This is a genomic window from Streptomyces sp. RLB3-17, assembly GCF_007113425.2.
Taxonomy (GTDB): Bacteria; Actinomycetota; Actinomycetes; order Streptomycetales; family Streptomycetaceae; genus Streptomyces; species Streptomyces mirabilis_D.
In genome coordinates, this window is sequence record NZ_CP041610.2 from 7,702,800 (window position 1) to 7,728,412 (window position 25,613).

Genomic DNA, 25,613 nt, shown 5'->3' on the forward strand with positions numbered 1-25,613 from the left:
ACCAGCAGAGAAGGAGAACGACCGTGTCAACCGGAGAAGAGTTCGACGTCGTGGTGGTCGGCGGCGGCCCGAGCGGCTCGACCGTTGCGTCGTTCGTCGCCATGCAGGGGCATCGGGTGCTCCTGCTCGAGAAGGAGTCGTTCCCGCGGTACCAGATCGGAGAGTCGCTGCTGCCGGCGACCGTGCACGGAATCTGCGGGCTGCTGGGCGTCTCCGAGGAGATCGAGCGGGCCGGCTTCATGCGCAAGCACGGTGGCACCTTCCGCTGGGGCAGCAGCCCCGAGCCGTGGTCGTTCGCGTTCGCCATCTCGCCGCGGATGGCGGGCCCGACCTCGCACGCCTACCAGGTCGAGCGGATGAAGTTCGACGACATCCTGCTCAAGCACTCCCGCAAGCTCGGGGTGGAGGTGCGGGAGGAGTGCTCCGTGGTCGAGGTGACCGAGGACGAGGAACGGGTCCGAGGGCTCGTCTACACCGACTCCACCGGCGCCCGGCACACGGTCGGCGCGCGGTTCGTCGTCGACGCGTCCGGGAACAAGAGCCGGATCCACCGCGATGCCGGCGGCGATCGCATCTACTCGGACTTCTTCCGCAACATCGCCATCTTCGGCTACTTCGAGGGCGGCAAGCGGCTGCCCGCGCCGAGGGACGGCAACATCTTCTGCGCCGCCTTCGACGAAGGCTGGTTCTGGTACATCCCGTTGAGCGACCGGATCACCAGCGTGGGTGCGGTGGTGAGCCGCGAGTTCGCGGACTCGGTGCAGGGCGATCCCGCCGATGCGCTCTCGCGGCTCATCGCGAAGTGCCCCCGGATCGACGACATGCTGGCCGACGCCGAGCGCGTCACCGAAGGCGTGTACGGACAGGTGCGCGTTCGCAAGGACTACTCGTACAGCAACAGCCGGTACTGGCGCCCGGGAATGGTCCTGGTCGGAGACGCCGCGTGCTTCGTCGACCCGGTCTTCTCCTCGGGGGTGCACCTCGCGACCTACAGCGCCCTGCTCGCCGCGCGGTCCATCAACACCGTACTGGCGGGCGACCTCGGCGAAGACGAGAGCTTCGCCGAGTTCGAAGCGCGGTACCGTCACGAGTACGGCCTCTTCTACGAGTTCCTGGTCTCGTTCTACGACATGAACAGCGACCACGAGTCGTACTTCTGGCAGGCGAAGAAGGTCACCGCCTTCGCGGAGTCGGAGCTCGAGGCGTTCGTCGAGCTGGTGGGCGGCGTCGCCTCCCTGGACGGCACCTTCGTCGACGCCGAGTCGGCCCGGGCACGGTTCAAGCACACCGCCGGCGAACTCGAGCGGTCGGTGTCCCAGGTCGACCGGACCCGCGGAGACGATTCCACCCCCATGTACCAGTCGGACATCATGGGTAGCGTGATGGAGCAGGGCACCCAGATCCAGGTCCAAGCCGTGCTCGGAGGCGACCTCGATCCGGAGGCCGCGCTCTTTCCGGGCGGACTGGTGCCCTCGGCCGACGGGCTGCGGTGGGCGGCGGCGGCCGAATGAGCGTTTGATGGCAGGCGATAGGGGTCGCGTGGTCGCGGTCACGGCTGTTGAGGTCTGCGCCCCTTGACGCTCGCGAAGTGGGTGGGGCCGATCGACCCGGGGTCGCAGCTGTCGGCGACCCTTCGGCCTCCGCTCCGATCATTCGCTCGGGCCGGCCACCGGGCTGTCCTTGGTGTCCACGGCAGCGGTACGCGGTTCAGGCCGCCCCAGCCAGGACACGAACAGCCCGTCGGGATCCCATCCGGCGCGGAGGACGTCGAGCCGCTGGAGGTTCTCGTCGGTCACGAAGCGGTACGGGCGGTTGATCAGGTTCTCGTCAGCCAGCTGGATGCCGCTGGCATACGGCTCCCACGCTCGCATGTGGTTGGTCACCCAGTTCGTGTAAGTCCGGCTGTCGGCCGGATTGGTCCAGGCCGCGTACAGCCCGTAGTACAGCTCGTCTTCCACCGAGTACGCCATCGACGGGCGTTCGGGCTGTCCCTCGTATCCTCCCCAGTTGGACACCACCAGGTGCGACGGCGCCGGCGGCCAGGTCTTCAGCATGGCCTCGAAGTTGGGCCACAGGTCATCGAAGGAGGCATGGGTCCACATGCTGTCGGCCAGATAGCGCTTGGTCTCGTCGTAATGCGGATCAGTGCCGTATCGGCTGAGGGTTTCGGTGTCCGTCAGCTCGTTGAGCCGAGTCGTGATCACGTGAGGGCGTGCGGGACAGGACTCGTAGATCGACAGTTGTTCCCTGGCCTCCTCCTCCGTATCGGTGAAGGCCGTCGCATTGAGCGAGATGAGAGGCGCGCCGTCCGTCATCGGGTCGCGGCAGCACAAGAGATTGATCTCGGTCGGGGTCTGACGACCGATCTCGTGGACGAAGCGGTAGACGTCTTGTGCGGCCGAGGCCGGCCAGAAGTAGCCGCTGTTCATCGTGACCCGCATGCGCGGATACAGCTTGACGTAGAACCTGGTCACCACGGCGAAGAAGCCGGGGCCGGCGCCGCGGGCGGCCCAGAACAGGTCGGCGTTCTGCGTCTCGTCGGCGTGGATCCGTTCGCCGTTCGCCGTGACCACGTCGATACCGGTCACCGACATGCACGCCGGTCCGTAGTCCCGGCCGGCCCAGCCGAACCCGCCTTGCAGCAGGTACCCGCCGATGGAGACACCCGTGCAGTGGCCGGTAGGAAAGAACAGGTTCTGCTCGGCCACCATCGCATTGAGCTCCGACCCCTTGATTCCGGGCTGGGCGGTGCCGGTCATCGCCTCCCTGTCGACCGTCACGTGCCGCAGGTTCGACAGGTCGATGAGCACCGTGCCGTCACGCAGGTGTGATCCGGACCAGCTGTGGCCACCGGACCGCACCGCGATCTGCAGGCCCTCCTCCCTGGCGAGCCGCACCGCTGCGACGACATCGTCCTCGTTGTTCGCCAGCACGATCACCTCTGGGTAGCGGTCCGGCACCCCCGCGTGCCAGCACGCCTCACGGCGCCGACTCTCGTAACGGTAGTCACCGCGCCGCAGCACCCTGCCCTCGATCCGGGTCGACATGCCCTCTCCTTTCAGGAATCTACGTGCACCGGCGCAACCGTGACGGAGTGAACTCGGACGAGAAGCGGACGCCGACGGTTTGACCCGCCCGGCCGAACACCGACGGGCGGCAGAACGGGCCCCGGCGACCGGCGAGCCTATTCAGACCGTTGGAACTCGTCGAAAATATCCGGGAGAAACGCTGCGAGATGGTTCATCTCCTGCGAGCAATGCACGACCATGGCGCGGGCGTGCCCGTCTCCGAGACGCCGCAGACCTTCCGCGACTGTTTCGAGTTCGTCGGTCAGGGTGGCCCCTGCGCGCGGGGCGACGTATTTCCCGCCCATCCAAAAGCGCGAACGCATCTCGGCGCCGCCCTTCACTCGGCGTACGTGGTGGACCAGGTGGCCCCAGTCGAGCGGAACGCGGGACAACCCGACCGTGGCGCAGATCGCGGTGGCTTCGTCCGGATCGGCGCTGTTGTCGCTGAATCCCAGCTTGTCGGGATGGACGAACTGGATGGCGAGCTCGCCGAGCGAACTGCCGACGTACTCGTCGACGAACGATGTACCCCCGATATACCTGTCGCGGTGGGGAGCACTCCGGTCCACCGTGCCTCCAGACCATTCCGCGTACAGGTGGGCACGCGGATACCACAGCTTGTACCGTTCGGTCTCCATGGCATGCCACCAGAACCACCAGTCCACCATGACCGGAGACACTCTCGGCATAAGGGTCAGTGTGGCGATGTGCGCGGATCCGTCGCTGAAGAGGCTGTATCCGTTCTCGAACTCCCCATAGCCGGTGTCGCTCAGCGTTGCCGCGTCATCCGGGCTCAGGCACAAAGGGGGCGGCTGCGGGCCAAGACCGATCGCCTCCTTGATGTGCTCCGGCATGGGTGCCATCACCGGGTTCCAGTACTTGGCGTACCACTTGCCGTCGAGTTCGCCGGGGTGCATTCCCAGGTGGGGCCGGCGGGCGGGGTCCGGGCGCGGTTCTCTCACTTCGGTCATGCTGTGACTCCCTCATGGTGCCCCCACCAACGGTCAGCCGGAGAGTTTCACCACGCGGGAGTCCCCGCTGACCCTGCCCTTCGCGTCCAGCGCCCTGACCTTGAAGTACGGTCCTGGTTCGGGCGTGGTGACGGCGGTCTCGAATCCGGACCGTGGGGCGTGTCGGACGACGACCGACAGGGAATCGGGGTCGGATCCGGCGAGTACCTGCCATGCTGCGGTCTGCGTCGAGCCGTTCCAGGAGGCGTAGACGACGTTGTGCCCGGCGTCGGACCGTGCCGCCGCACTCGGTGGGTAGTAGGGCGTGCCGATCCATTTGTTCCGGAAGGCTCGGTAAGAGATGTCGGAGCCCGGCAGCTTCGCGTCGTAGAGCAGGTTCCGCGAGGCGTTGCCCTCGGTGTTCCCCGCACCCGCGTACTCCGAGTAGTACGGGCTCTGACCCCACCCGATGAATTCGTTGCCGTTGGAGAGGGCCTGGGTGTTTCCCTGGGTTGGTGACTCCAACGGCGGCTGGTGGTAGTAGGTCTTGACCGCCGTCGCCCTGTGGCTGCGGAAATCAAGGCTGAGGATCAGGCCGTGCGAGCGCTGCTCGGGGGCGCCGTCGGGCAGGTCGCAGCAGCCGTCGTCGAACATGCTGATCCGGTTTCCTGGCCGGAATCGGGCGTCATGCTGCCAGTAGAAGTCCGCGTTCGGACCGAAGGTGAAGTCGCTTTTCTTTCCCCCGATCTGATAACGGACCTTCCCTGATTTCTTGGTGACGTCGTAGATCGCCCACATGTTCCGGGCCGAGATCAACAGCCGGCCGTCAGGGCCCTCGTCGACGGAGTTGATGTGAAAGGCGTCCCACACTCCGCCGGACGACGACGCGCTGGAGGCCGCCTCCTCGGAATCGGCGGGGTCGATATGGTCCAGGGCGTTCCATGAATAGAGGAGTCTCCCCGTGGCGAGGTCGACCTCCTGGATCTCGCTGTTCTCGATCGCTCCGTTCTTCGGACCCCCATAGGGCGTGAGATCCATGGGCACCGGTCTGGAGGCGATGAACAGGGCGGTGCCCCTGCGGGTCAGGGTGAACTCGTGCTCGTCCGGGTAGTAGCCGTGATGCGCGAAGACCGTTTTGAGCAGGCGGTAGTGGGAGTCGTAGATGTAGTAGCACCCGCCCGGTTCCGGGGCACCGGCCGGCAGGTTCGTATACGCCGGGGGAAGGGCGAGAGTCCCCTGCCACCAGGTCAGCACCGGTTGTCCCCGGCCCCCGCGGCCGTCGTAATAGGTCTGGACCTTGAAGTCGGCGTTCTGGAGGTTCGTGGAAGGCAGTGGGCGGAACCAGACCGGATCACCCGAGTTGTCGTTGACCAGTGCCCCCGTCTGGCCGACCATCTGGTCCGCGCTGAACGGGGCGACGAAGATGTCTCCGCGAGCCGTTCCCGGTTTGTTCGCGGTCACGGTCACCCGCATGGGGTGAAGGCCCGGTTCGGAGACGAAACTCCACACGTCGCTGCCCGACAGGATCGGGGGTGGAGTACTTTCCGACGGGGGGAAGGGTTTCGTCGCGCACCGGCGGGACGCGCCCCCTTGGGGACTCGCCGTGGCCGACGGCACGGAGTTTGCGAAGACACACCCTGCGGCGAGCACGCATGCTCCGACGGTGCGACGGGTCCTTCTCCGTGTCCGGCGGACCCGCGGCTCTCGCGTCACCATGGCCGACCTCCTTGGCACCCGGAACCCTTCTCCGACGGCGGTGCCGCTCGTCCTCGAACGTCGTGTTCGGTTCACCCCTCCGACCCATGACGATCAAGACCGGGAGCTGTTCCTCTGGTGACGGTATGCAGCAAGAGGGGCCCGCGCCTGCTGAAAGCCACTCAGGTAGGCCGTTCGGCAGGTGCGGCCTCACCCGGACATGCGGCAGCTCCATCCCACCGTTGCCGCGGGATTCACGACGGCACGTCAGCCGAGGACCCGGACCGGGTCGCCGTCGAGGTAGGCCTGGATGTCCTCCAGGGCCTGGCCGTAGTAGCGCGCGTAGTTGGCGCGGGACACATAGCCGAGATGCGGGGTGGCGAGCAGCCGCGGTGCGGTGCGCATCGGATGGTTGCCCGGCAGCGGTTCGACGTCGAAGACGTCGACGCCGGCGCCGGCGATACGGCCCTCGTGCAGCGCGGCGAGCAGGGCCTCCTGGTCGACGATCGCGGACCGCGAGGTGTTGATCAGGTAGGCGGTGGGCTTGAGCAGGGCGAGCTCGGCGGCGCCGAGCAGGCCCCGGGTGCGGTCGCTCAGCGCGAGGTGGACGGAGACGTAGTCGCTGCTTGCGAGCAACTCCTCCTTGGAGGAGGCGAGTTCGACGCCGACCTCGTCCGCGCGTTCCTTGGTGAGGTGCCGGCTCCAGGCGGTGACCTCCATGCCGAAGGCGAGTCCGACCTGGGCCACCCGGCTGCCGATCTTGCCGAGACCGAGCAGGCCGAGCGTGCGGCTGTGCAGGTCGGCGCCGACGGTGGACTGCCAGGGGCCGCCGTCGCGCAGGGCGTTGTTCTCCTGGACGATGCCGCGGGCGAGTCCGAGCAGCAGGGCCCAGGTGAGTTCGACCGGCGGCGTCGAGGAGCTCTGGGTGCCGCACACGGTGACGCCGCCCGCCTTCGCGGCCGCGTAGTCGATCACCGAGTTGCGCATGCCGGAGGCGATCAGCAGCTTCAGGCGGGGCAGCCGGCTCAGCAGCGATTCCGGGAAGGCCACCCGCTCGCGCAGGGTGACCACGAAGTCGAAGTCGGCGAGGGCCGCGGCGAGTTCGTCCTCGGTGGCGAAGTGCTCGGCGAAGGAGACGACCTCGACCCGATCGCTCAGCGTCGACCAGTCGGCACATGCGCTCGCCACGTTCTGGAAGTCGTCGAGTACGGCGCAGCGGAATTGCACGTCATTTCTCCCAGGTGTTCTCGCTGTCGGGGCGCGGGCACGCGCCCCGTCCGGGGTCACCCGGCAGCACGATCTTGCCCCGGCCGACCACGGCACCGGAGAACGGGAGGGGTTCGCTGTGACGAACCGCCGGGGCGGCTGCGCCCGAGGGGCATTCGACGTTGCGTACGTGCTACGCACCCACAGGTCAGAATCCGCTGGTCAGGGCCTGTTCGCCTAGCACTCGATGATGTTGACCGCGAGCCCGCCCCGCGCCGTCTCCTTGTACTTGACGCTCATGTCCGCGCCCGTCTCCTTCATGGTCTTGATGACCTTGTCGAGGGAGACCTTGTGGGAGCCGTCGCCGCGCATGGCCATGCGGGCGGCGGTGACCGCCTTGACCGCCGCCATGCCGTTGCGTTCGATGCAGGGGATCTGGACGAGGCCGCCGACCGGGTCGCAGGTGAGGCCGAGGTTGTGTTCCATGCCGATCTCGGCGGCGTTCTCGACCTGTTCGGGGCTGCCGCCGAGGACCTCGGCGAGGGCGCCCGCGGCCATCGAGCAGGCCGAGCCGACCTCGCCCTGGCAGCCGACCTCGGCGCCGGAGATGGAGGCGTTCTCCTTGAAGAGCATCCCGATGGCGCCGGCGGCCAGCAGGAAGCGCACGACGCCGTCCTCGTCCGCGCCCGGGATGAAGTTGATGTAGTAGTGGAGGACCGCCGGGATGATGCCCGCGGCGCCGTTCGTGGGGGCCGTGACCACCCGGCCGCCCGCCGCGTTCTCCTCGTTCACCGCCATGGCGTAGAGCGTGATCCACTCCATCGCGTGGGCCAGCGGGTCGCCCTCCGCCCGCAGCTGGCGGGCCGAGACGGCGGCGCGGCGGCGGACCTTGAGCCCGCCCGGCAGGATGCCCTCGCGGGACATGCCCCGGGAGACGCACGCCTGCATCACACGCCAGATGGCGAGCAGGCCCTCGTGGATCTCCTCGTCGGTGCGCCAGGCCCGCTCGTTCTCCAGCATCAGGGCGGAGATCGACAGGCCGGTTTCCTTCGTCAGCCGCAGCAGTTCGTCGCCCGAGCGGAACGGGTACTTGAGCACCGTGTCGTCGAGCTTGATGCGGTCCTCGCCCACCGCGTCCTCGTCGACCACGAAGCCGCCGCCGACCGAGTAGTACGTCTTCTCCAGGATGAGCGCGCCGGAGGCGTCGTACGCGAAGACCGTCATGCCGTTCGCGTGGTACGGCAGGGCCTTGCGGCGGTGCAGGACCAGGTCGTCGGCGAAGGAGAAGGAGATCTCGTGCGTGCCGAGGAGCGAGAGGCGGCCCGACGACTTGATCTGCTCCACGCGGTCGTCGGCGCCCTCCACGTCCACGGTTCGCGGCGACGCGCCCTCCAGGCCCAGCAGCACCGCCTTGGGGGTGCCGTGGCCGTGACCGGTCGCGCCCAGGGAGCCGTACAGCTCGGCCCGGACGGAGACCACCGAGTCCAGCAGCTCCTCGTTGCGCAGCCGGCGGGCGAACATGCGCGCCGCACGCATCGGGCCCACCGTGTGGGAGCTTGATGGGCCTATGCCGATCGAGAACAGGTCGAAGACCGAGATGGCCACGGGGACTCCTCACAACGGGGGTGGTGCATGGGGGCGGGCGCCGCGCACACCTCCGGTTCCAGTGTGCGCGGCGTCCCGGTGAATCGTACGTTCCATGCGAATTTCTGTACGAAAGTGAACTTTCGCAGGAACTGGTTCTGTACTACTTCAGGTCGTACTGCTTCAGGCGGTACTACTTCAGGCCGGGGTACAGCGGGTGCTTGTCGGCCAGGGCGGACACGCGGGTCTTCAGGGACTCCGCGTCGTAGGAGGGCTTCAGCGCCTCGGCGATGATGTCCGCGACCTCGGTGAAGTCCTCGGCCTGGAAGCCGCGGGTGGCGAGGGCGGGCGTGCCGATGCGCAGGCCGGACGTGACCATCGGGGGGCGCGGGTCGTTCGGGATGGCGTTGCGGTTGACCGTGATGCCGACCTCGTGGAGACGGTCCTCGGCCTGCTGACCGTCCAGCTCGGAGTTGCGCAGGTCGACCAGGACCAGGTGCACGTCCGTGCCCCCGGACAGGACGTCCACGCCCACGGCCTTGACGTCGTCCTGGACCAGGCGCTCGGCCAGGATCCGCGCGCCGTCCAGCGTGCGCTGCTGGCGCTCCTTGAAGTCGTCGGAGGCGGCGACCTTGAAGGAGACGGCCTTCGCGGCGATCACGTGCTCCAGCGGACCGCCCTGCTGACCGGGGAAGACCGCGGAGTTGATCTTCTTCGCCAGCTCGGCGGTGGACAGGATCACGCCACCGCGCGGGCCGCCCAGCGTCTTGTGGGTCGTGGTCGTGACCACGTGGGCGTGCGGCACCGGGTTCGGGTGCAGGCCCGCGGCCACGAGGCCCGCGAAGTGCGCCATGTCGACCATCAGGTACGCGCCGACCTCGTCCGCGATCCGGCGGAACGCGGCGAAGTCCAGCTGACGCGGGTAGGCCGACCAGCCCGCCACGATCAGCTGCGGCCTGGACTCCTTGGCGAGGCGCTCGACCTCGTCCATGTCGACCTGGCCGGTCTCGTCGTTCACGTGGTACGCGACCACGTTGTACAGCTTGCCGGAGAAGTTGATCTTCATGCCGTGGGTGAGGTGCCCGCCGTGCGCGAGGTTCAGACCCATGATCGTGTCGCCCGGCTTCAGCAGCGCGAACATCGCCGCCGCGTTGGCCTGGGCGCCCGAGTGGGGCTGCACGTTCGCGTGCTCGGCGCCGAAGAGCGCCTTGACGCGGTCGATGGCGATCTGCTCGACCACGTCGACGTGCTCGCAGCCGCCGTAGTAGCGGCGGCCCGGGTAGCCCTCGGCGTACTTGTTGGTCAGGACCGAGCCCTGGGCCTCCATGACCGCGACCGGAGCGAAGTTCTCCGAGGCGATCATCTCCAGGGTGGACTGCTGGCGGTGCAGCTCGGCGTCGACGGCGGCGGCGACGTCCGGGTCCAGCTCGTGCAGGGGGGTGTTCAGAAGCGACATCAGTCAGAAGTCCTTAAGAGCCGGAGAACTCGGTGTACTCGTCGGCGGAGAGCAGGTCGGCCGGCTCGTCCGTGACGCGTACCTTGAACAGCCAGCCGCCCTCGAAGGGGGCGGAGTTCACCAGCGACGGGTCGTCGACCACGTCCTGGTTGGCCTCCACGACCTCGCCGGTGACCGGCGCGTACAGGTCGCTGACCGACTTGGTCGACTCCAGCTCGCCGCAGGTCTCGCCCGCGGTCACCGTGTCACCGACCTCCGGAAGCTGGGCGTAGACGACATCGCCGAGCGCGTTGGCCGCGAACTCGGTGATGCCGACCGTCGAGACGCCGTCCTCGGCGACCGACAGCCACTCGTGCTCCTTGCTGTAGCGCAGCTGCTGGGGGTTGCTCATGGCCTGAATTCTCCTGTACGCGGGGGAGTGCGGATGAACGGGATGACCGAGTGGTCTTGGGATACGAGACGTGACACAGCGGCGTGCGTCACGTGGGCGCGCTGGACGGGGCCCTTTCGGCCCCGAGGCTACTTCTGGCGCTTGTAGAACGGCAGCGCCACGACCTCGTACGGCTCATGGCTGCCCCGGATGTCCACGCCGACCCCGGCCGTGCCCGGAGCGGCGTGCGCGGCGTCGACGTACGCCATCGCGATCGGCTTGCCCAGCGTGGGGGAGGGCGCGCCGGAGGTGACCTCGCCGATCACCTTGCCGTCGGCGACGACCGGGTACCCGGCGCGCGGCACGCGACGGCCCTCGGCGACGAGCCCGACGAGTACCCGCGGGGGGTTCTCCTCGGCGCGGGAGGCGGCCTCCTGGAGCGCGGCACGTCCCACGAAGTCCCCCTCCTTCTCGAACTTCACGACCCGCCCGAGCCCCGCGTCGAAGGGGGTGAGCGAGGTGGTCAGCTCGTGCCCGTACAGCGGCATGCCCGCCTCCAGGCGCAGCGTGTCGCGGCAGGAGAGGCCGCAGGGGACGAGCCCGACGGGCGCGCCCGCGTCCGTCAGCGCCTGCCACAGCTTCTCGGCGTCGGACGGGGCCACGAACAGCTCGAAGCCGTCCTCGCCCGTGTAGCCCGTGCGGGCGATCAGCGCCGGGACGCCCGCGACGGTGCCCGGCAGACCGGCGTAGTACTTCAGCCCGTCCAGGTCGGCGTCGGTCAGCGACTTGAGGATGCCGGGGGACTCGGGGCCCTGCACGGCGATCAGCGCGTACGCGTCCCGGTCGTCGCGCACGAGGGCGTCGAAGCCGGCGGCACGCTCGGCGAGCGCGTCCAGCACCACCTGGGCGTTGGAGGCGTTCGCGACGACCATGTACTCGTTCTCGGCCAGTCGGTAGACGATCAGGTCGTCCAGGATGCCGCCGTCCTCCCGGCAGATCATCGTGTAGCGGGCGCGGCCGACGCCGACGGAGGCGATGTTGCCGACCAGCGCGTGGTTGAGCAGGCCGGCGGCCTGCGGCCCGGTGACCGTGATCTCGCCCATGTGCGACAGGTCGAAGAGGCCGGCCCGGGTGCGCACGGCGAGGTGCTCGTCGCGCTCGGAGCCGTAGCGCAGGGGCATGTCCCAGCCCGCGAAGTCGGTCATCGTCGCGCCGAGCGAGCGATGCAGGGCATCGAGCGCGGTGAGACGGGGTGCGTTACTGCTCATCGGTGGGGCTCCCAAGGCATGACGGCGAGGTCGTTCCTCCCCATCTGTCATCGGAACCTGAGAGGTTCATCACGACCCCGCGAACGGAGGTCCTGACTTGCACCTTGGGTGGAGCCACTGGACAGCGGCCCGCTTTTCAGATGTGCCTCGCCCGCGCGGTAACGGGGCCTGAGAGATTCAAGGGAGGGACTTGCTCCTTCGGCGCCCGGGTACCCGAAGGTCCCCGGAACTCTCCCGCGCGGATTCAAGCGGCCGGTATGCAGTTGGCGGGCACATCATCGCACGCGCCGTCCGATCACGGCAGTCCGCATCTGTAACCGGCCTGTGGCAGTCCGCGTACGGAAACGAGAGACACCGCGCATTACCTTCTCTTTACACTCGACGGGGATGGGACTCCACACCCAAGGGGAGGACGATCACGGTGAACAGGACCACGGCGTACGCCACGACCTCGGGCCTCGCGCTGCCCGAGCAGCCCGGTGCCCCGGCCAGGACCCGGGAGGCGTGCGGAGCGCTGCCGACAGCCGTCGTCCGGGACCTCAGGGAGCGCGCGGGACACTCTCCGCACGGTCTGCACTTCGCGGCGCCCGACGTCGTCGTGGTCACCGGGTTGCCGGGCAGCGGCAAGTCGACCCTGATGCGCCGCGCCGTCGAGGGCCCGCGCATCGACTCCCAGGACACCCGGGACCGCTGGGACGAGTGGACGGGCGGCCGGCTGCCGTACGCCGTCTACCGGCCCCTCGTCCGCCTCGCGCACTACGCGGGCCTGCGCCGCTCCCTGCGCTCCGGCGCCGGGCTCGTCGTGCACGACTGCGGTACGCAGGCCTGGGTGCGCCGCTGGCTCGCCCGCGAGGCCCAGCGCCGTGGCGGCACCCTCCACCTGCTGCTGCTCGACGTCACGCCCGGCACGGCGCTGGAGGGCCAGCGCGAGCGCGGCCGGGGCGTGTCGCGGTACGCGTTCGCCCGTCACCGGGGCGCGGTCGCCCGACTGCTGCGCTCTGTCGAGCGCGGCGACCTGCCGGAGGGCTGCGGCTCGGCGGTGCTCCTCGACCGGGACGCGGCGGACGTACTGCGGCGGATCGGCTTCGGTGACTGAGAAACGGCCGCGAGTGGCCGAGAGCGGTCGGGAAGTCATATGGGCCCACTAACCTTTCCAGCCAGAACACCAGAACAGTGGTTCACCGCAGGCGGTAGACAGGTAGACAGATGGACATCCCCGACTTCCCGGACTTCTCGGCACCGGCGTACCCGCAACCCGGCCCCCACCCCCACTCGCACGGCGGCTGGCCGGGCAACGAACTGGAGGAGGTGCTCTCCGCGTCCCTCGGAGTGCCCTCGGCCGGCGGCCGCATCGTCGAGGTCCTCGGCCGCAGCTTCGTCTGGGTGCCGCTGCCCAACGGCGGCGGACCGCACGCGGGATCCCTCGACCTGCCCACCCTGGAGATCGAGGGCCAGGCGTACGTGCCGGTCTTCAGCTCCGAGGAGCAGTTCCGCCAGGTCGCCGGCGGCCATCTGGCGTACACGATCGCGCCCGCGGTCGAGTTCGCCCGCGGGCTGCCCCCGCAGGTCGGCATCGCGATCAACCCGGACGGGGTGGTCGGTGTGCCGCTGCCGCCCCTCGCGGTCGCCGAGCTGTGCCGGACCGGGCGCACCCCGCTGGACGGGCCCACGAGCGGTGGCCGGGTGAAACTCTACGAGCCCGACTGGCAGGACGACCCGGTGGACTTCTTCGCCGCCGCCTCGGCCGAGTTCGCGGCGACGGGAGTCGTCCTGACCGCCCGCCGCTGTCTGGCCAGCATCGAGGGCGACGACCCGGTCATGTTCGTCGGGGTCGAACTCTCCGTGTGGGAGGGAGACCTCCGGGCACTCCCCATGGACGCCCTCTCCCGTGCCCTCGCCCGCGTCGCGGTCAAGTGGCCGGTGAACCTCGTCCTCCTCGACGTCGCCCAGGACCCGGTGGCCGACTGGATGCGAGCCCAGGTACGGCCCTTTTATCAGCAAGGCCAGTAGAAGCGCCCCGTCAGGGGCGCGGGGAACTGTGCGAGCAGCCACAACGGACGTGCCGCGGCCCAAACGCAGCGAGCCCCGAGCTCCCAACGGCTTCCCCGGCGGAGCGCATTCGCCGCTTAAGCTGGTTCCATGGCTCGGCCGGGGTTCGGCCGAGGTGTTGGTCGACGTCATGATTTCTTCGCGAAGGGGCGGTTGAAGGTGAGCGCGTCGGGCACGGCCGCGGCCGGTCAGGTCGAGCACATGCTGCGCCAGGTGACGCCCGGGCGTTACGACGCCTACGAGGCGCTCCTTCGCGCGCTCGCGACCCCGTCGTCCGGTCAGGTGTGGATGCTGCTCTGGCACGGCCAGGCGGGCTCCCCGGACGCCCAGTACGGGAACATGGAGGTGGAGGGCTTCGGCTACGCGCCGTGCGTCACCTCCGCCCAGGAGCTCTCGGCCAGCGGCTGGAACCGGTCGTACGAGGTCGTCGACGGTCTCGACGTGGCCCGCACCCTCTACCCCGACCACTTCGGGCTCTGGCTCAATCCGCACGCCCCGGGCGGCGGGCTCGGTATTCCCTGGCTCGATCTGCGCAGAATCGCGGCGGGTCTGGAGCGCCAGCCCGCCGGCCCGCTGCGACTGTCCGAACCCGGCATCGAGATCCCGCAGTTCTACGCCCTGCTCACGCAGAACGCCCATCGCACCACCGCCGTGCGCTCGCTGCGCCGCGCCTGGGTGCAGCCGGCGCTCGGGGCGCCGTACCTGGCCATCGGACTGGACGTCTACGACACGTCGCCGCCCGCCGTCGACTCGGTGCGGGCGATGATGCAGCAGTCCATCGGTGCGGTTCCGGACGGGCTGCCCGTGTCGACCGTCGCGATGTCGGACGAGTACGACCCGGTGGCGATGTGGCTGCGCGCCAACGCGCGGCCGTTCTACGACCGCGAGGCCCACGCGGCCCCCGCGGCCCCCGCCCAGGCTCCGATGGCGGGTGGGTACGGCTATCCACCGGCACCCGGCGGATACTGATCCGCGGTCCGGCGAACCGTGAAGGATCGGCACGGGTCCTTCACCGCGGCTCTGCATGTCTTCGCGCGTAGATGACTAGGGATCGTCCGGGTAATGCCCGTATTAACCCCCGGCGTCCCAACTGCCCCGTGTCCGACCCCCGTTACCCGACGTCCGGATAACGGAACCCCCCTGACAGCATCACGTTTACGCATCCATTCACCGTCAAGTCTGGCTACAGATCGCCGAGGCGTTGAAGACTCCCGCTCCAGGGGGTTTAGCCCCTGTGTACGACGGACTGATCACGCCGCTACAAGCGGCACGTGTGGGCCGGCTACCGCCGGTTGAGAGGGGTCCCTGCCAGATGACGGCACCATTGCACGAGCCGACCGCGGAAGCGGCCCCGAGTGCGGCCGAAGAAGCGGCGGCTGCCGCCGCCGGCGAAAAGGTCGTGCAGGGACGTTCCCTGGGCCGGATCGCCTGGGAGCGCCTGAAGAGGGACAAGCTCGCCCTGACCGGCGGCATCGTCGTGCTCGTCCTCATCGTGATCGCCCTGCTCGCGCCAGTGATCACCAACCTGCTCGGTCAGGACCCGGACACCTTCAACGAGAAGCTGATCGACCCTCTGTTCGGCACTCCCACCGGGTCTTTGGGCGGCATCAGCGGCGACCACCTGCTGGGCGTCGAGCCCGTCAACGGCCGCGACATCCTCGCCCGCATCCTCTACGGTGCCCGCGTCTCGCTCCTGGTGGGCTTCCTCTCCGCCGTCGTCGCGGTAGTCCTCGGCACCGTGCTCGGCATCCTGGCGGGCTTCTTCGGAGGCTGGGTGGACTCGCTCATCAGCCGCGTGATGGACGGCCTGCTGGCCTTCCCGCAACTCCTGTTCACGATCGCCCTGGTCTCGGTGATGCCGAACAACATGCTGGGCCTGTCCGGCTCCAACGTGCGCGTGTTCGTGATGATCCTGGTCATCGGCTTCTTCGGCTGGCCCTACATCGGACGCGTGGTGCGCGGCCAGACGCTCTCGATGCGTGAGCGCGAGTACGTCGAGGCCGCGCGGTCGCTGGGCGCCGGGCGCTTCTACATCCTGTTCAAGGAACTGCTGCCCAACCTGGTCGCACCGATCATCGTCTACACGACGATGATGATCCCCACGAACATCCTCACCGAGGCGGCACTCAGCTTCCTGGGTGTGGGCGTCAAGCCGCCGACCTCGTCCTGGGGACAGATGCTGTCGAGCGCGATCGACTACTACGAGTCCGACCCCATGTACATGGTGGTCCCTGGTGTGGCGATCTTCATCACCGTCCTAGCCTTCAATCTTTTCGGCGACGGCGTGCGGGACGCGCTGGACCCGAAGGCCTCCCGCTGAACCTGCCACACCCCAAGCGTCCCGTGGCATCGACACGGGGTCTCTCATCAAATCCGGAGGATCCGAGATCGTGACTACCCAACGCACCTCAGGGCGGCGTAAGCAGGCGTTTGCCGCCGCTGCTGCGGTCGCCGCACTGCTGACCACTGCGGCGTGCGGCGGTGGAGGCAGCGACAACAACGGTTCGAAGACCGGCGCCGCCGGCTTCGACGCCGCCAACAACAAGGTCGCCCAGGCCTCCCTGGTCAAGAAGGGCGGCACGCTGCGGTTCGGCGGTGCCCAGGACGCGGACTCGTGGGACACCACGCGTGGCTACTACGGCTTCATGTGGGACTTCGCGCGCTACTACAGCCGCCAGCTGGTCACGGGCAAGGCGGAGCCGGGCAAGGCCGGCGCCGAGCTGACCCCGGACCTCGCCACCGGTCTCGCCAAGGTCACTGACGACGGCAAGACCTACACGTACACCCTGCGTGACGGCATCACGTGGGAGGACGGCAAGGCGATCACGTCCAAGGACGTGAAGTACGGCATCGAGCGCGTGTGGGCGCAGGACGTGCTGTCCGGCGGTCCGACGTACCTCAAGGACTTCCTGGACCCCAAGGGCGAGTACAAGGGTCCCTACAAGGACACGTCCAAGGACAAGCTGGGCCTGAAGGCCATCACCACGCCGGACGACAAGACGATCGTCTTCCACCTCCCGAAGGCCAACTCGGACTTCCAGGAGGTGCTGGGTCTGGTCTCGGCCTCCCCGGTCCGCCAGGACATGGACACCAAGTCCAAGTACAGCCTGAAGCCGTTCTCCTCCGGCCCGTACAAGTTCGAGTCGTACAGCCCGGGCAAGAGCCTGACGCTGGTGCGCAACACGAACTGGAAGCAGTCCTCGGACCCGGTCCGCAAGGCGTACCCGGACAAGATCACCGTCCAGTTCTTCTCGGACGCCAACCAGCTGGACCAGCGCCTGCTCAACGGTGACCTGGACCTGGACATCAACCAGACCGGCATGTCCCCGCAGGGCCGCACCACCGCCCTGAAGGAGCACAAGGCCAACCTGGACAACCCGATCTCGGGTTACATCCGGTACGCGGCCTTCCCGCAGAGCGTGAAGCCGTTCGACAACGTCGAGTGCCGCAAGGCCGTGATCCTCGGCGCGGACCACGTCTCGCTGCAGACCGCGCGCGGTGGCCCGGTCGCCGGTGGCGACATCGGCACCAACATGCTCCCGCCGTCCGTCCCGGGCGCCGAGGGCCAGAAGTACGACCCGTACAGCATCTCCGGCGCCGACAAGAACGGCAACGTCGAGAAGGCCAAGGCGGCGCTGAAGGCGTGCGGCAAGCCGAACGGCTTCTCCACCACCATCGCGGTGCGCAACAACAAGCCGGTCGAGGTGGCCACGGCCCAGTCGCTCCAGGCGTCGCTGAAGAAGATCGGCATCAACGCCCAGATCGACCAGTTCGACGGTTCGCAGACCACCGGCATCATCGGCAGCCCCGAGAACGTGAAGAAGAAGGGCTACGGCATCATCATCATGGGCTGGGGTCCGGACTTCCCGACCGTCCAGGGCTTCGGTCTGCCGCTGTGGGACAGCAAGTACATCGCGCCGAGCGGTAACAACAACTTCGCCCTGATCAACGACAAGACCATCGACGGTCTGTTCGACCAGTACGTCACCACGCTGGACGACGCGGGCAAGACCAAGCTCTCGACCGAGATCAACCACAAGGTCATGGAGGGCGCGTACTACCTGCCCTTCACCTTCGAGAAGTTCATCAACTGGCGCGGCGACAACCTCGCGAACGTCTACACGACGGACAACTACAGCGGTACGTACGACTTCGTCAACCTCGGCCTGAAGAACCCGAAGAAGTAAACCGGCACACCCGCCGTACAGGCACGAAAGGCAGGTGAAGGCCGGCGCGGCGTGGTCGCGGGCCATCGGATGACCTCCGGTGGCCCGCGGCCCCGCGGCGGGCCGTAAGCTGTGCTCGCTTACCTCATCAGGCGGCTGTTCGCCGCCGCAGTGATGCTCGTGGTCATCGTCATGGTGGTCTTCGGCATCTTCTTCCTCGTCCCCAAGTGGGCGGGCGTGGACATCGCCTCGAGCTTCGTGGGCAAGCAGGCCGACCCGGCCGCTGTCGAGGCCGTACGGCAGAAGCTGGGCCTGAGCGACCCGATCTACTCCCAGGTCTGGGAGTTCTTCAAGGGCATCTTCGCCGGACGCACCTACTCGGGCGGTGGCGACGTCACGCACTGCGCCGCGCCCTGTTTCGGTTATTCCTTCCGCAGCGAGCAGGCCGTCTGGCCGGTGCTCACCGACCGCTTCCCGGTGACCCTGGGACTCGCGCTCGGTGCCGCCGTGCTGTGGCTGGTCTTCGGTGTCGCGGCCGGTGTGCTCTCCGCCCTCAAGCGGGGCACCATCTGGGACCGCGGCGCGATGGTCGTCGCCCTGGCGGGTGTCTCCCTCCCCATCTACTTCACCGGTCTGCTCAGCCTGGCGATCTTCGCCTTCGGCCTGAAATGGATCAACGCGCAGTACGTGCCTTTCGACCAGAGCATCAGCGGCTGGTTCGGCGGCATGATCCTGCCCTGGATCACCCTCGCGTTCCTCTACGCGGCGATGTACGCCCGGATCACCCGCGCCACCATGCTGGAGATCCTCGGCGAGGACTACATCCGCACGGCACGTGCCAAGGGCCTCAAGGAGCAGGTCGTCATCGGCAAGCACGCCATGCGTTCCACGATGACCCCCATCCTCACCATGCTGGGCATGGACCTCGGCGCCCTCATCGGCGGCGCCATCCTGACGGAGTCGACGTTCAACCTGCCCGGCCTCGGCCGCGCGGTGCTCGACGCCATCCGGAACCAGGACCTGCCCATCATCCTGGGCGTCACCCTGATCACTTCTCTCGCGGTGCTGATCGCCAACCTCGTGGTGGACGTCCTGTACGCCGTGATCGACCCCCGAGTGAGGCTGTCATGACCGAACTCAGCAAGAGCGGAGCGGTGGCCGAGCCCGTCAAGGACTCGCCCGCGCCCTCCGCCTTCCTCGAAGTACGCGACCTGAAGGTGCACTTCCCGACCGACGACGGTCTGGTCAAGTCCGTCGACGGGCTCAGCTTCCAGCTGGAGAAGGGCAAGACCCTCGGGATCGTGGGCGAGTCCGGCTCCGGCAAGTCGGTGACCTCGCTCGGCATCATGGGCCTGCACACGGCCGGCCAGTACGGCAAGCGCAAGGCGCAGATCTCCGGCGAGATCTGGCTGAACGGCACCGAACTGCTGTCCGCCGACCAGGACTACGTACGCAAGCTGCGCGGCCGCGAGATGGCGATGATCTTCCAGGATCCGCTGTCCGCGCTGCACCCGTACTACACGATCGGTCAGCAGATCGTGGAGGCGTACCGCATCCACAACAACGTGGACAAGAAGACGGCGAAGCGCCGCGCGGTCGAGATGCTCGACCGGGTGGGCATCCCGCAGCCGGACAAGCGCGTCGACAGCTACCCGCACGAGTTCTCCGGCGGTATGCGCCAGCGCGCGATGATCGCGATGTCGCTGGTCAACAACCCCGAGCTGCTCATCGCGGACGAGCCGACGACCGCCCTGGACGTGACCGTCCAGGCGCAGATCCTGGACCTGATGCGGGACCTGCAGAAGGAGTTCGGCTCCGCGGTCATCATCATCACCCACGACCTGGGCGTCGTCGCGGAGCTTTCCGACGACATCCTGGTGATGTACGGCGGCCGTTGCATCGAGCGCGGTCCGGCCGAGAAGGTGTTCTACGAGCCCCGGCACCCCTACACCTGGGGGCTGCTCGGCTCGATGCCGCGCCTGGACCGTGAGCAGACCGAGCGCCTCATCCCCGTCAAGGGCTCCCCGCCCTCGCTGATCAACCTCCCGTCCGGCTGCGCCTTCAACCCGCGCTGCCCGTACGCGGACGTTCCCAAGGACAACGTGACCCGCACGGTCCGCCCCGAGCTGACCGAGGTCGGCGGACGGCACTGGGCCGCCTGCCACATGACCCAGGAGCAGCGGGAACGCATCTGGACCGAAGAGATTGCGCCGAAGCTGTGAGCGAGAAAGCCAAGGACGCGGAAGTGACCATTCCCGCACAGGCACAGGACGAAGGCGGCGCCACCCTCACCAAGGACGCCGCCCCCGGTGAGGTCCTGCTGAAGGTGACCGGGCTGCAGAAGCACTTCCCCATCCGCAAGGGCCTGCTGCAGCGTCAGGTCGGCGCGGTGCGGGCCGTCGACGGCCTCGACTTCGAGGTGCGTTCCGGGGAGACCCTGGGCGTCGTGGGCGAGTCCGGCTGCGGCAAGTCCACGATGGGCCGGCTGATCACGCGGCTGCTCGAACCGACCGCGGGCAAGGTCGAGTTCGAGGGCAGGGACATCACGCACCTCGGTGTGAGCGCTATGCGCCCGATGCGCCGTGACGTCCAGATGATCTTCCAGGACCCGTACTCGTCGCTGAACCCCCGGCACACGGTCGGCACGATCATCAGTGCCCCGTTCAAGCTGCAGGGCGTCACTCCCGAGGGCGGCGTCAAGAAGGAGGTCCAGCGACTGCTGTCGGTCGTCGGCCTCAACCCCGAGCACTACAACCGCTATCCGCACGAGTTCTCCGGCGGCCAGCGCCAGCGCATCGGCATCGCCCGTGCGCTCGCGCTCAACCCGAAGCTGGTCGTGGCGGACGAGCCGGTCTCGGCGCTCGACGTGTCGATCCAGGCGCAGGTCGTCAACCTCCTCGACGACCTTCAGCAGGAGCTCGGCCTGACGTACGTGATCATCGCGCACGACCTGTCGGTGGTCCGGCACGTCTCGGACCGGATCGCGGTGATGTACCTCGGCAAGATCGTGGAGCTCGCCGACCGCGACTCGCTCTACAAGGCGCCGATGCACCCGTACACCAAGGCGCTGATGTCCGCGGTGCCGATCCCGGACCCCAAGCGCCGGAACGTGAAGAGCGAGCGCATCCTGCTCAAGGGCGACGTGCCCTCGCCGATCTCGCCGCCGAGCGGCTGCCGCTTCCACACGCGGTGCTGGAAGGCCACAGAGATCTGCAAGACGACCGAGCCGCCGCTCCTGGAGCTGAAGCCCGGCCAGCAGGTCGCCTGCCACCACCCGGAGAACTTCGAGGACCAGGCGCCGCAGGACACGGTGCTGCTGTCCGCGGCGAAGGAGGCCGCGGCGCTCGTGGCCGACGAGGTGCTGGCGGAGTCGGCGGAGACGTCGGCTGCGGTGGCCGCGGAACTGGGATCCACGGAGGAGACTCCGGAGCCCGCCGCGGAGACGACCACCGAGCCCGCCGAGGAGGCCGCCGCTGAGGAGGCCGCCGCTGAGGAGGCCGCCGCTGAGGAGGCCGCCACCGACGAGGCCGCTGCCGAAGAGGCTTCCGAAACGGCCGCCGTCGACGAGTCGGACTCGTCGGAGGAGTCGGGAACCGACAGCCAGAAGTGAGCAGGGCGGTGTGAATTCACCGAAACAAATGCCCCGGTAACCAGATACATGGTTACCGGGGCATTTGTTTTGAAGAATTATCAGGAACTGGTTTCCCAGTAGTGCCAGCCGACCGAAGTCGCCGGAAGCTTCGCCGTTCCCCTCGCGAGCGTCGTCACCGAACAGTTCGGGTTCGTGCGGTTCGACTCCCATCCGACCTTGAAGCCGTTGGAGCCGTACTGCAGGTTCCCGTACTTGTTGGAGTGGATGTTGTGCGAGTACGTGTGGCCGGTCGTGATCGCCACGGACTTGGTGATGCTGCCGCTCACCGACGCCTTGGCCGAGGCGAAGAGGTAGCTCGCGCTCACCTCCAGGGAGGCGGAGAGGCTGTACGTGATGGTGGACGCCCTGGTGACGGAGGCGGTGATGGTGCCGCCGGGTCCGTCCTTGAAGTAGGCCCCCGAGGCGGGAATCCGATAGGCCGAGTGCGAGGTGATCAGGACCCCGTAATCGACCGGGCACGACCTCTTCGGGGTGACGACCGCCGAGGCCGGCGCCGCACCCGCGACGAGCGGCATTACTCCGGCGACGACGAGTGTGGCCAGCTTGGTTCTCTTACGCATGAATTTCCCCCATGCAAGTGGTCCGGCCTCCGTTTCGGCGGAGCCCGTCAAGCTGGAATGAGACTATGAAGTTGACCGAGACCGGTCAATCACATTCTGTGGAGTTGAGCAACAATTGAGCCTGCCGCTTCGGGCGGTAAAGACTCGGAAATGCCAGGGTCTTCGTGTGGTCAAATGGCGGACTGGTTCCCCGCGTTCGGGGAGACCGGAAGTCGATCGTCAGGAGTCAACCGGCGGGTAGGCCGTGACGATTGGGCAAAGTCATGAGCATGCCCGAAGGGAAGAGTGCAGAGTCTCGCGTGTCCAACTGATCGGGAACGATCGGAACACGTACGAAAGGGACGCTCATGGCACTCTCCCGTTCGGCACGTTTAGGAGCCCTCGCGACCGCGGCGGCCTCCTTCCTCGTCATCGCCGCCTCCTCCGCCCCGACCCCGGGCGCCGACGGCATCGGCGACTCCTACTTCCCCCAGCTCGGCAACGGCGGCTTCGACGCCCGCCACTACGACCTCAACGTGGCGTACAACCCGGACACCGACCGCCTGGACGGCCGTACGACGCTCACGGCCCGCGCCACCCAGTCCCTCTCCTCCTTCGACCTCGACCTCCAGAGACTGGAGGTCACGCGCGTCGAAGTGGACGGCAGACGCGCCGACTTCACCCGCGACGGCGACGAGATCCACATCACCCCGCACGGGGCGATCCACAAGGGCAGGACCTTCACCGTCACGGTCACCTACGGCGGCGTCCCCGAAGCCCTCAACGGTCCCATCGTCTTCGGCTCCGACTACGGGTGGATGAAGACCACCGACGGAGTCTTCGTCGCCTGTGAGCCCAACGCCGCCTCCACCTGGTTCCCCTCCAGCGACCACCCCTCCGACAAGGCCACCTACGACATCCGGATCAAGGCGCCCAAGGGCCTGACGGGCGTCTCCAACGGGCGGCTGATATCGACGTACGACCAGGGCGACAGCACGGTCGCGCACTGGCGCGAGAGCAGGCCGATGGCGACCTACCTCGCGACGGCGACCATCGGGAAGTTCGACGTGAGGACGGGGACGACCCCGGCCGGGACGCCGATCTACGTGGCCATCGACCCGGTGCTCACCAACAGCAACAGCGTCGACGTGTACGCCGTGACGGCCGAGGCGACCGACTACTGGTCGCAGGTCTTCGGCCCCTACCCCTTCGAGGAGACCGGCGCGATCGTCGACGACATGCCGCAGGCGGGGTTCTCGCTGGAGGTGCAGTCGAAGCCCGCGTACTCCGCCGTGCGCTCGGAGTCGACCATCGTGCACGAGCTGGCCCACCAGTGGTTCGGCGACTCCGTGTCGGTGGAACGCTGGAAGGACATCTGGCTGAACGAGGGCTTCGCGACCTACGCCCAGTGGCTGTGGTCCGAGCACAAGGGGATCCGCTCGGCGCACGACTCGTTCCTCGCCGGGTACAACGCGCGGCCCGCGGACTCCGCCTTCTGGGGGACCGTCGTCGCCGACCCGCAGCGCGACACCATGTTCGCCTCGGCGGTCTACCAGCGCGGCGCGATGACCCTCCAGATGCTGCGCGAGCGCATCGGCGACACCGCGTTCTTCAAACTGCTGCCCGCCTGGACGAGGCTCCACAAGTACGGCAACGCCGACACCGCCGACTTCATCCACCTCGCCGAGAGGATCTCGGGACGACAGCTCGACGACCTTTTCCGGACCTGGCTGTTCACCACAGGGAAACCAACCCTGTAGGCCTTTCTTTGTAAGGTGCGAGCCCCGCGACGGGTGAGAATGTCCGGGTGCTTCAGGAACTGTTCACCCCCTCCGTCCAGCATGTGCTCGACCTCGTGGGGATCTTCGTCTTCGCGATCTCCGGCGCTCTGCTGGCCGTCCGCAAGAACTTCGACGTCTTCGGCATCGCCGTCCTCGCCGAGGTCACCGCACTGGGCGGAGGGCTGTTCCGCGACATGGTCATCGGGGCCGTACCCCCGGCCGCGTTCACCGACCTCGGCTACTTCAGCACCCCGCTGCTCGCCGCCCTGCTGGTGTTCTTCCTTCACCCGGAGGTGGAGCGCATCCAGGTCGCGGTCAACGTCTTCGACGCGGCCGGACTCGGCCTGTTCTGCGTCGCGGGCACCACGAAGGCGTACGAGTACGGCCTCGGCCTCACCCCGTCCGCCGCCCTGGGCCTGGCCACCGCGGTCGGCGGCGGTGTGCTGCGCGACGTCCTCGCCAACGAGGTGCCCTCACTGCTGCGCTGGGACCGCGATCTGTACGCGGTCCCGGCGATCGTCGGCGCCACGATGGTGGTCCTGTGCATCCGCTTCGACGCGCTGTCCCCGTTCACCAGCGGGCTCGCCGCCGTCACCGCTTTCGTCCTGCGGTTGCTCGCGATGCGCTACCACTGGCGAGCGCCGCGTGCTTGGCACCGCCGGTCGACGGCGACGGAGTCGGAGACTCCTTAGCGTGCGCCCCCGGCCCGATCTGCAGGGTCAGCCAACGGAAGGTCTCCGGGATCTGCGGCCGCCACAGGGCCATGTTGTGGCCGCCCGCGCTCCGCGGCAGCAGCACCAGTTGCACGCTCGTCGGCGCCTTCGCGATCGACTGGAGCGCCGCGCCGGCCTCGTAGCCGTCGTGCGCCTCGCCGGAGATGTAGAGGGAGACGTGGGGCGGCGTGCGGTAGGCCTTGAGCAGCAGGTAGGGGTTGTTCTCCCGGCGCAGTGTCAGGCTCCGCGCCGCGAGCGAGTTGCGTTCGCCGATCGGGTCGTTGTACCCGGACATGCTCACCGCGGCCCGGTAGCGGTCGGGGTGGGCGACGGCGAGCTTGGTCGCGCAGTGCGCCCCGGCCGAGTAGCCGGCCACGCCCCACCCGTCCGGCGCGGACTTCGCCCGGAAGTTGTCCATCACCATCTTCGGCACGTCGATGCTGAGCCAGGTGTCGGCGTTCACCTTGCCGGGCACGTTCGCGCAACCGGTGTCGGTCTTGGCCAGCAGATTCGTGCGCGGCGCCACCAGGATGAACGGCGCGACCTGCCCGTCGCGCATCAGCGGCAGCAACTGCTCATGCACCTTCAGCGAACCGAACCACGCCTTCGCCGAGCCCGGGTAGCCGGGCAGCAGCTCCACGACGGGGAACTTCCGGTTGCGATAGGCGGGCTCGTTGTACTGCGGCGGCAGCCAGACGTAGACCTCCGCGTCCACACCCGACACCTGGCCGTGCAGCTGGGTGACCTTCACCCCACCCGCCTGGGACATACCGGGGCCGTCGGCCGCCGCGAACGACTGGCGGACCTTGGGGAGGTTGTGCAGCGAGATGCCGCCGGTGCCGTCACGGCCGAGGTTGGCGGCCGCCCGCACATGGTTGCCCGTGCCGAGCAGGTCGGACCAGTTGTCGTACAGGCTGTTGGCGTTGTTCACGAGCACGAACACGAGGGTGATCGCGGTGCCTTGGGCGAACAGCAGCATCACCATCCGGGCCGCGCTGCGCAGCACCTTGGGGCCGGGAATGCGCGACCACAGTACGAGGGGAAGGATCAGGGCGACCGCGACCAGGACGATGGCGGTGAGGAGGAACGGCGTTCCGGTGAGGCTCACGGTGTGTG

At 68.1% G+C, this 25,613-nt stretch carries 21 protein-coding genes and 1 riboswitch; of the genes, 11 read left to right on the forward strand and 10 right to left on the reverse strand.

Going from position 1 to position 25,613, the window contains the following annotated elements; genetic code table 11:
* Positions 1-23: 23 nt before the first annotated feature.
* Positions 24-1,511 carry a tryptophan 7-halogenase gene (locus FNV62_RS34905; RefSeq protein WP_143609276.1) on the forward strand — a complete coding sequence of 496 codons (1,488 nt, stop codon included), beginning with the start codon at positions 24-26 and terminating at the stop codon, positions 1,509-1,511.
* 138 nt (positions 1,512-1,649) lie between these two features.
* Here FNV62_RS34905 and FNV62_RS34910 read toward each other — a convergent pair whose 3' ends face one another.
* The 8 genes from FNV62_RS34910 to gcvT all read right to left on the reverse strand — a co-directional run bounded on the left by FNV62_RS34910 (position 1,650) and on the right by gcvT (position 11,597).
* On the reverse strand, positions 1,650-3,047 hold the full coding sequence (locus FNV62_RS34910) for an FAD-binding oxidoreductase (RefSeq protein WP_143609277.1): 1,398 nt from the start codon (positions 3,045-3,047) through the stop codon (positions 1,650-1,652).
* Between the two features lie 137 nt (positions 3,048-3,184).
* A complete protein-coding gene (locus FNV62_RS34915) occupies positions 3,185-4,039 on the reverse strand; it encodes a DAPG hydrolase family protein (RefSeq protein WP_143609278.1) in 855 nt (284 codons plus the stop codon).
* A 33-nt stretch (positions 4,040-4,072) separates the two neighbouring features.
* Positions 4,073-5,479: an arylsulfotransferase family protein gene (locus tag FNV62_RS34920; RefSeq protein ID WP_225900473.1), complete on the reverse strand. Its 1,407-nt coding sequence runs from the start codon at positions 5,477-5,479 to the stop codon at positions 4,073-4,075.
* Positions 5,480-5,980: 501 nt separating this feature from the next.
* Positions 5,981-6,940: a D-2-hydroxyacid dehydrogenase family protein gene (locus FNV62_RS34925; RefSeq protein ID WP_143628190.1), complete on the reverse strand. Its 960-nt coding sequence runs from the start codon at positions 6,938-6,940 to the stop codon at positions 5,981-5,983.
* Positions 6,941-7,156: 216 nt separating this feature from the next.
* On the reverse strand, positions 7,157-8,524 hold the full coding sequence (locus tag FNV62_RS34930; RefSeq protein ID WP_143628192.1) for an L-serine ammonia-lyase: 1,368 nt from the start codon (positions 8,522-8,524) through the stop codon (positions 7,157-7,159).
* Positions 8,525-8,696: 172 nt separating this feature from the next.
* On the reverse strand, positions 8,697-9,959 hold the full coding sequence (gene glyA, locus FNV62_RS34935; protein WP_054234611.1) for a serine hydroxymethyltransferase: 1,263 nt from the start codon (positions 9,957-9,959) through the stop codon (positions 8,697-8,699).
* Positions 9,960-9,972: 13 nt separating this feature from the next.
* Positions 9,973-10,350: a glycine cleavage system protein GcvH gene (gene gcvH / locus FNV62_RS34940; protein WP_054234610.1), complete on the reverse strand. Its 378-nt coding sequence runs from the start codon at positions 10,348-10,350 to the stop codon at positions 9,973-9,975.
* A gap of 128 nt (positions 10,351-10,478) precedes the next feature.
* A complete protein-coding gene (gcvT, locus tag FNV62_RS34945; protein ID WP_143609281.1) occupies positions 10,479-11,597 on the reverse strand; it encodes a glycine cleavage system aminomethyltransferase GcvT in 1,119 nt (372 codons plus the stop codon).
* 146 nt (positions 11,598-11,743) lie between these two features.
* A riboswitch (glycine riboswitch) is annotated at positions 11,744-11,844 on the reverse strand.
* A 168-nt stretch (positions 11,845-12,012) separates the two neighbouring features.
* Between gcvT and FNV62_RS34950 the strand changes: the two genes are divergently transcribed.
* The 8 genes from FNV62_RS34950 to FNV62_RS34985 all read left to right on the forward strand — a co-directional run bounded on the left by FNV62_RS34950 (position 12,013) and on the right by FNV62_RS34985 (position 21,422).
* A complete protein-coding gene (locus FNV62_RS34950) occupies positions 12,013-12,693 on the forward strand; it encodes an AAA family ATPase (RefSeq protein WP_097289218.1) in 681 nt (226 codons plus the stop codon).
* Between the two features lie 110 nt (positions 12,694-12,803).
* On the forward strand, positions 12,804-13,607 hold the full coding sequence (locus FNV62_RS34955) for an enhanced serine sensitivity protein SseB (RefSeq protein WP_143602990.1): 804 nt from the start codon (positions 12,804-12,806) through the stop codon (positions 13,605-13,607).
* A 198-nt stretch (positions 13,608-13,805) separates the two neighbouring features.
* Positions 13,806-14,615 (forward strand): enhanced serine sensitivity protein SseB C-terminal domain-containing protein, encoded by an 810-nt coding sequence (locus FNV62_RS34960; protein WP_054234683.1) that lies wholly within the window; start codon positions 13,806-13,808, stop codon positions 14,613-14,615.
* A 343-nt stretch (positions 14,616-14,958) separates the two neighbouring features.
* On the forward strand, positions 14,959-15,966 hold the full coding sequence (locus FNV62_RS34965) for an ABC transporter permease (protein ID WP_054234607.1): 1,008 nt from the start codon (positions 14,959-14,961) through the stop codon (positions 15,964-15,966).
* A 70-nt stretch (positions 15,967-16,036) separates the two neighbouring features.
* A complete protein-coding gene (locus FNV62_RS34970) occupies positions 16,037-17,833 on the forward strand; it encodes an ABC transporter substrate-binding protein (RefSeq protein ID WP_143628194.1) in 1,797 nt (598 codons plus the stop codon).
* Positions 17,834-17,944: 111 nt separating this feature from the next.
* Positions 17,945-18,943: an ABC transporter permease gene (locus FNV62_RS34975; RefSeq protein WP_060896606.1), complete on the forward strand. Its 999-nt coding sequence runs from the start codon at positions 17,945-17,947 to the stop codon at positions 18,941-18,943.
* A complete protein-coding gene (locus FNV62_RS34980; RefSeq protein WP_060896607.1) occupies positions 18,940-20,034 on the forward strand; it encodes an ABC transporter ATP-binding protein in 1,095 nt (364 codons plus the stop codon). Before FNV62_RS34975 ends, FNV62_RS34980 begins: the two co-directional genes overlap by 4 nt.
* A gap of 23 nt (positions 20,035-20,057) precedes the next feature.
* Positions 20,058-21,422 (forward strand): ABC transporter ATP-binding protein, encoded by a 1,365-nt coding sequence (locus FNV62_RS34985; RefSeq protein ID WP_164657646.1) that lies wholly within the window; start codon positions 20,058-20,060, stop codon positions 21,420-21,422.
* A gap of 80 nt (positions 21,423-21,502) precedes the next feature.
* On the opposite strand, the gene FNV62_RS34990 is transcribed toward FNV62_RS34985, so the two are convergent.
* Positions 21,503-22,024, reverse strand: a complete 522-nt coding sequence (locus FNV62_RS34990; protein WP_060896609.1) for a hypothetical protein — start codon at positions 22,022-22,024, stop codon at positions 21,503-21,505.
* A gap of 347 nt (positions 22,025-22,371) precedes the next feature.
* Here FNV62_RS34990 and FNV62_RS34995 point away from each other — a divergent pair, with 347 nt between their 5' ends.
* Positions 22,372-23,763 carry a M1 family metallopeptidase gene (locus tag FNV62_RS34995; RefSeq protein ID WP_143628197.1) on the forward strand — a complete coding sequence of 464 codons (1,392 nt, stop codon included), beginning with the start codon at positions 22,372-22,374 and terminating at the stop codon, positions 23,761-23,763.
* A gap of 47 nt (positions 23,764-23,810) precedes the next feature.
* Positions 23,811-24,476, forward strand: a complete 666-nt coding sequence (locus FNV62_RS35000) for a trimeric intracellular cation channel family protein (protein ID WP_097286335.1) — start codon at positions 23,811-23,813, stop codon at positions 24,474-24,476.
* Here FNV62_RS35000 and FNV62_RS35005 read toward each other — a convergent pair.
* Positions 24,376-25,605, reverse strand: coding sequence for an alpha/beta hydrolase (locus FNV62_RS35005; RefSeq protein ID WP_054234600.1), 1,230 nt, complete (start codon positions 25,603-25,605; stop codon positions 24,376-24,378). The genes FNV62_RS35000 and FNV62_RS35005 overlap by 101 nt on opposite strands.
* Positions 25,606-25,613 lie beyond the last annotated feature (8 nt).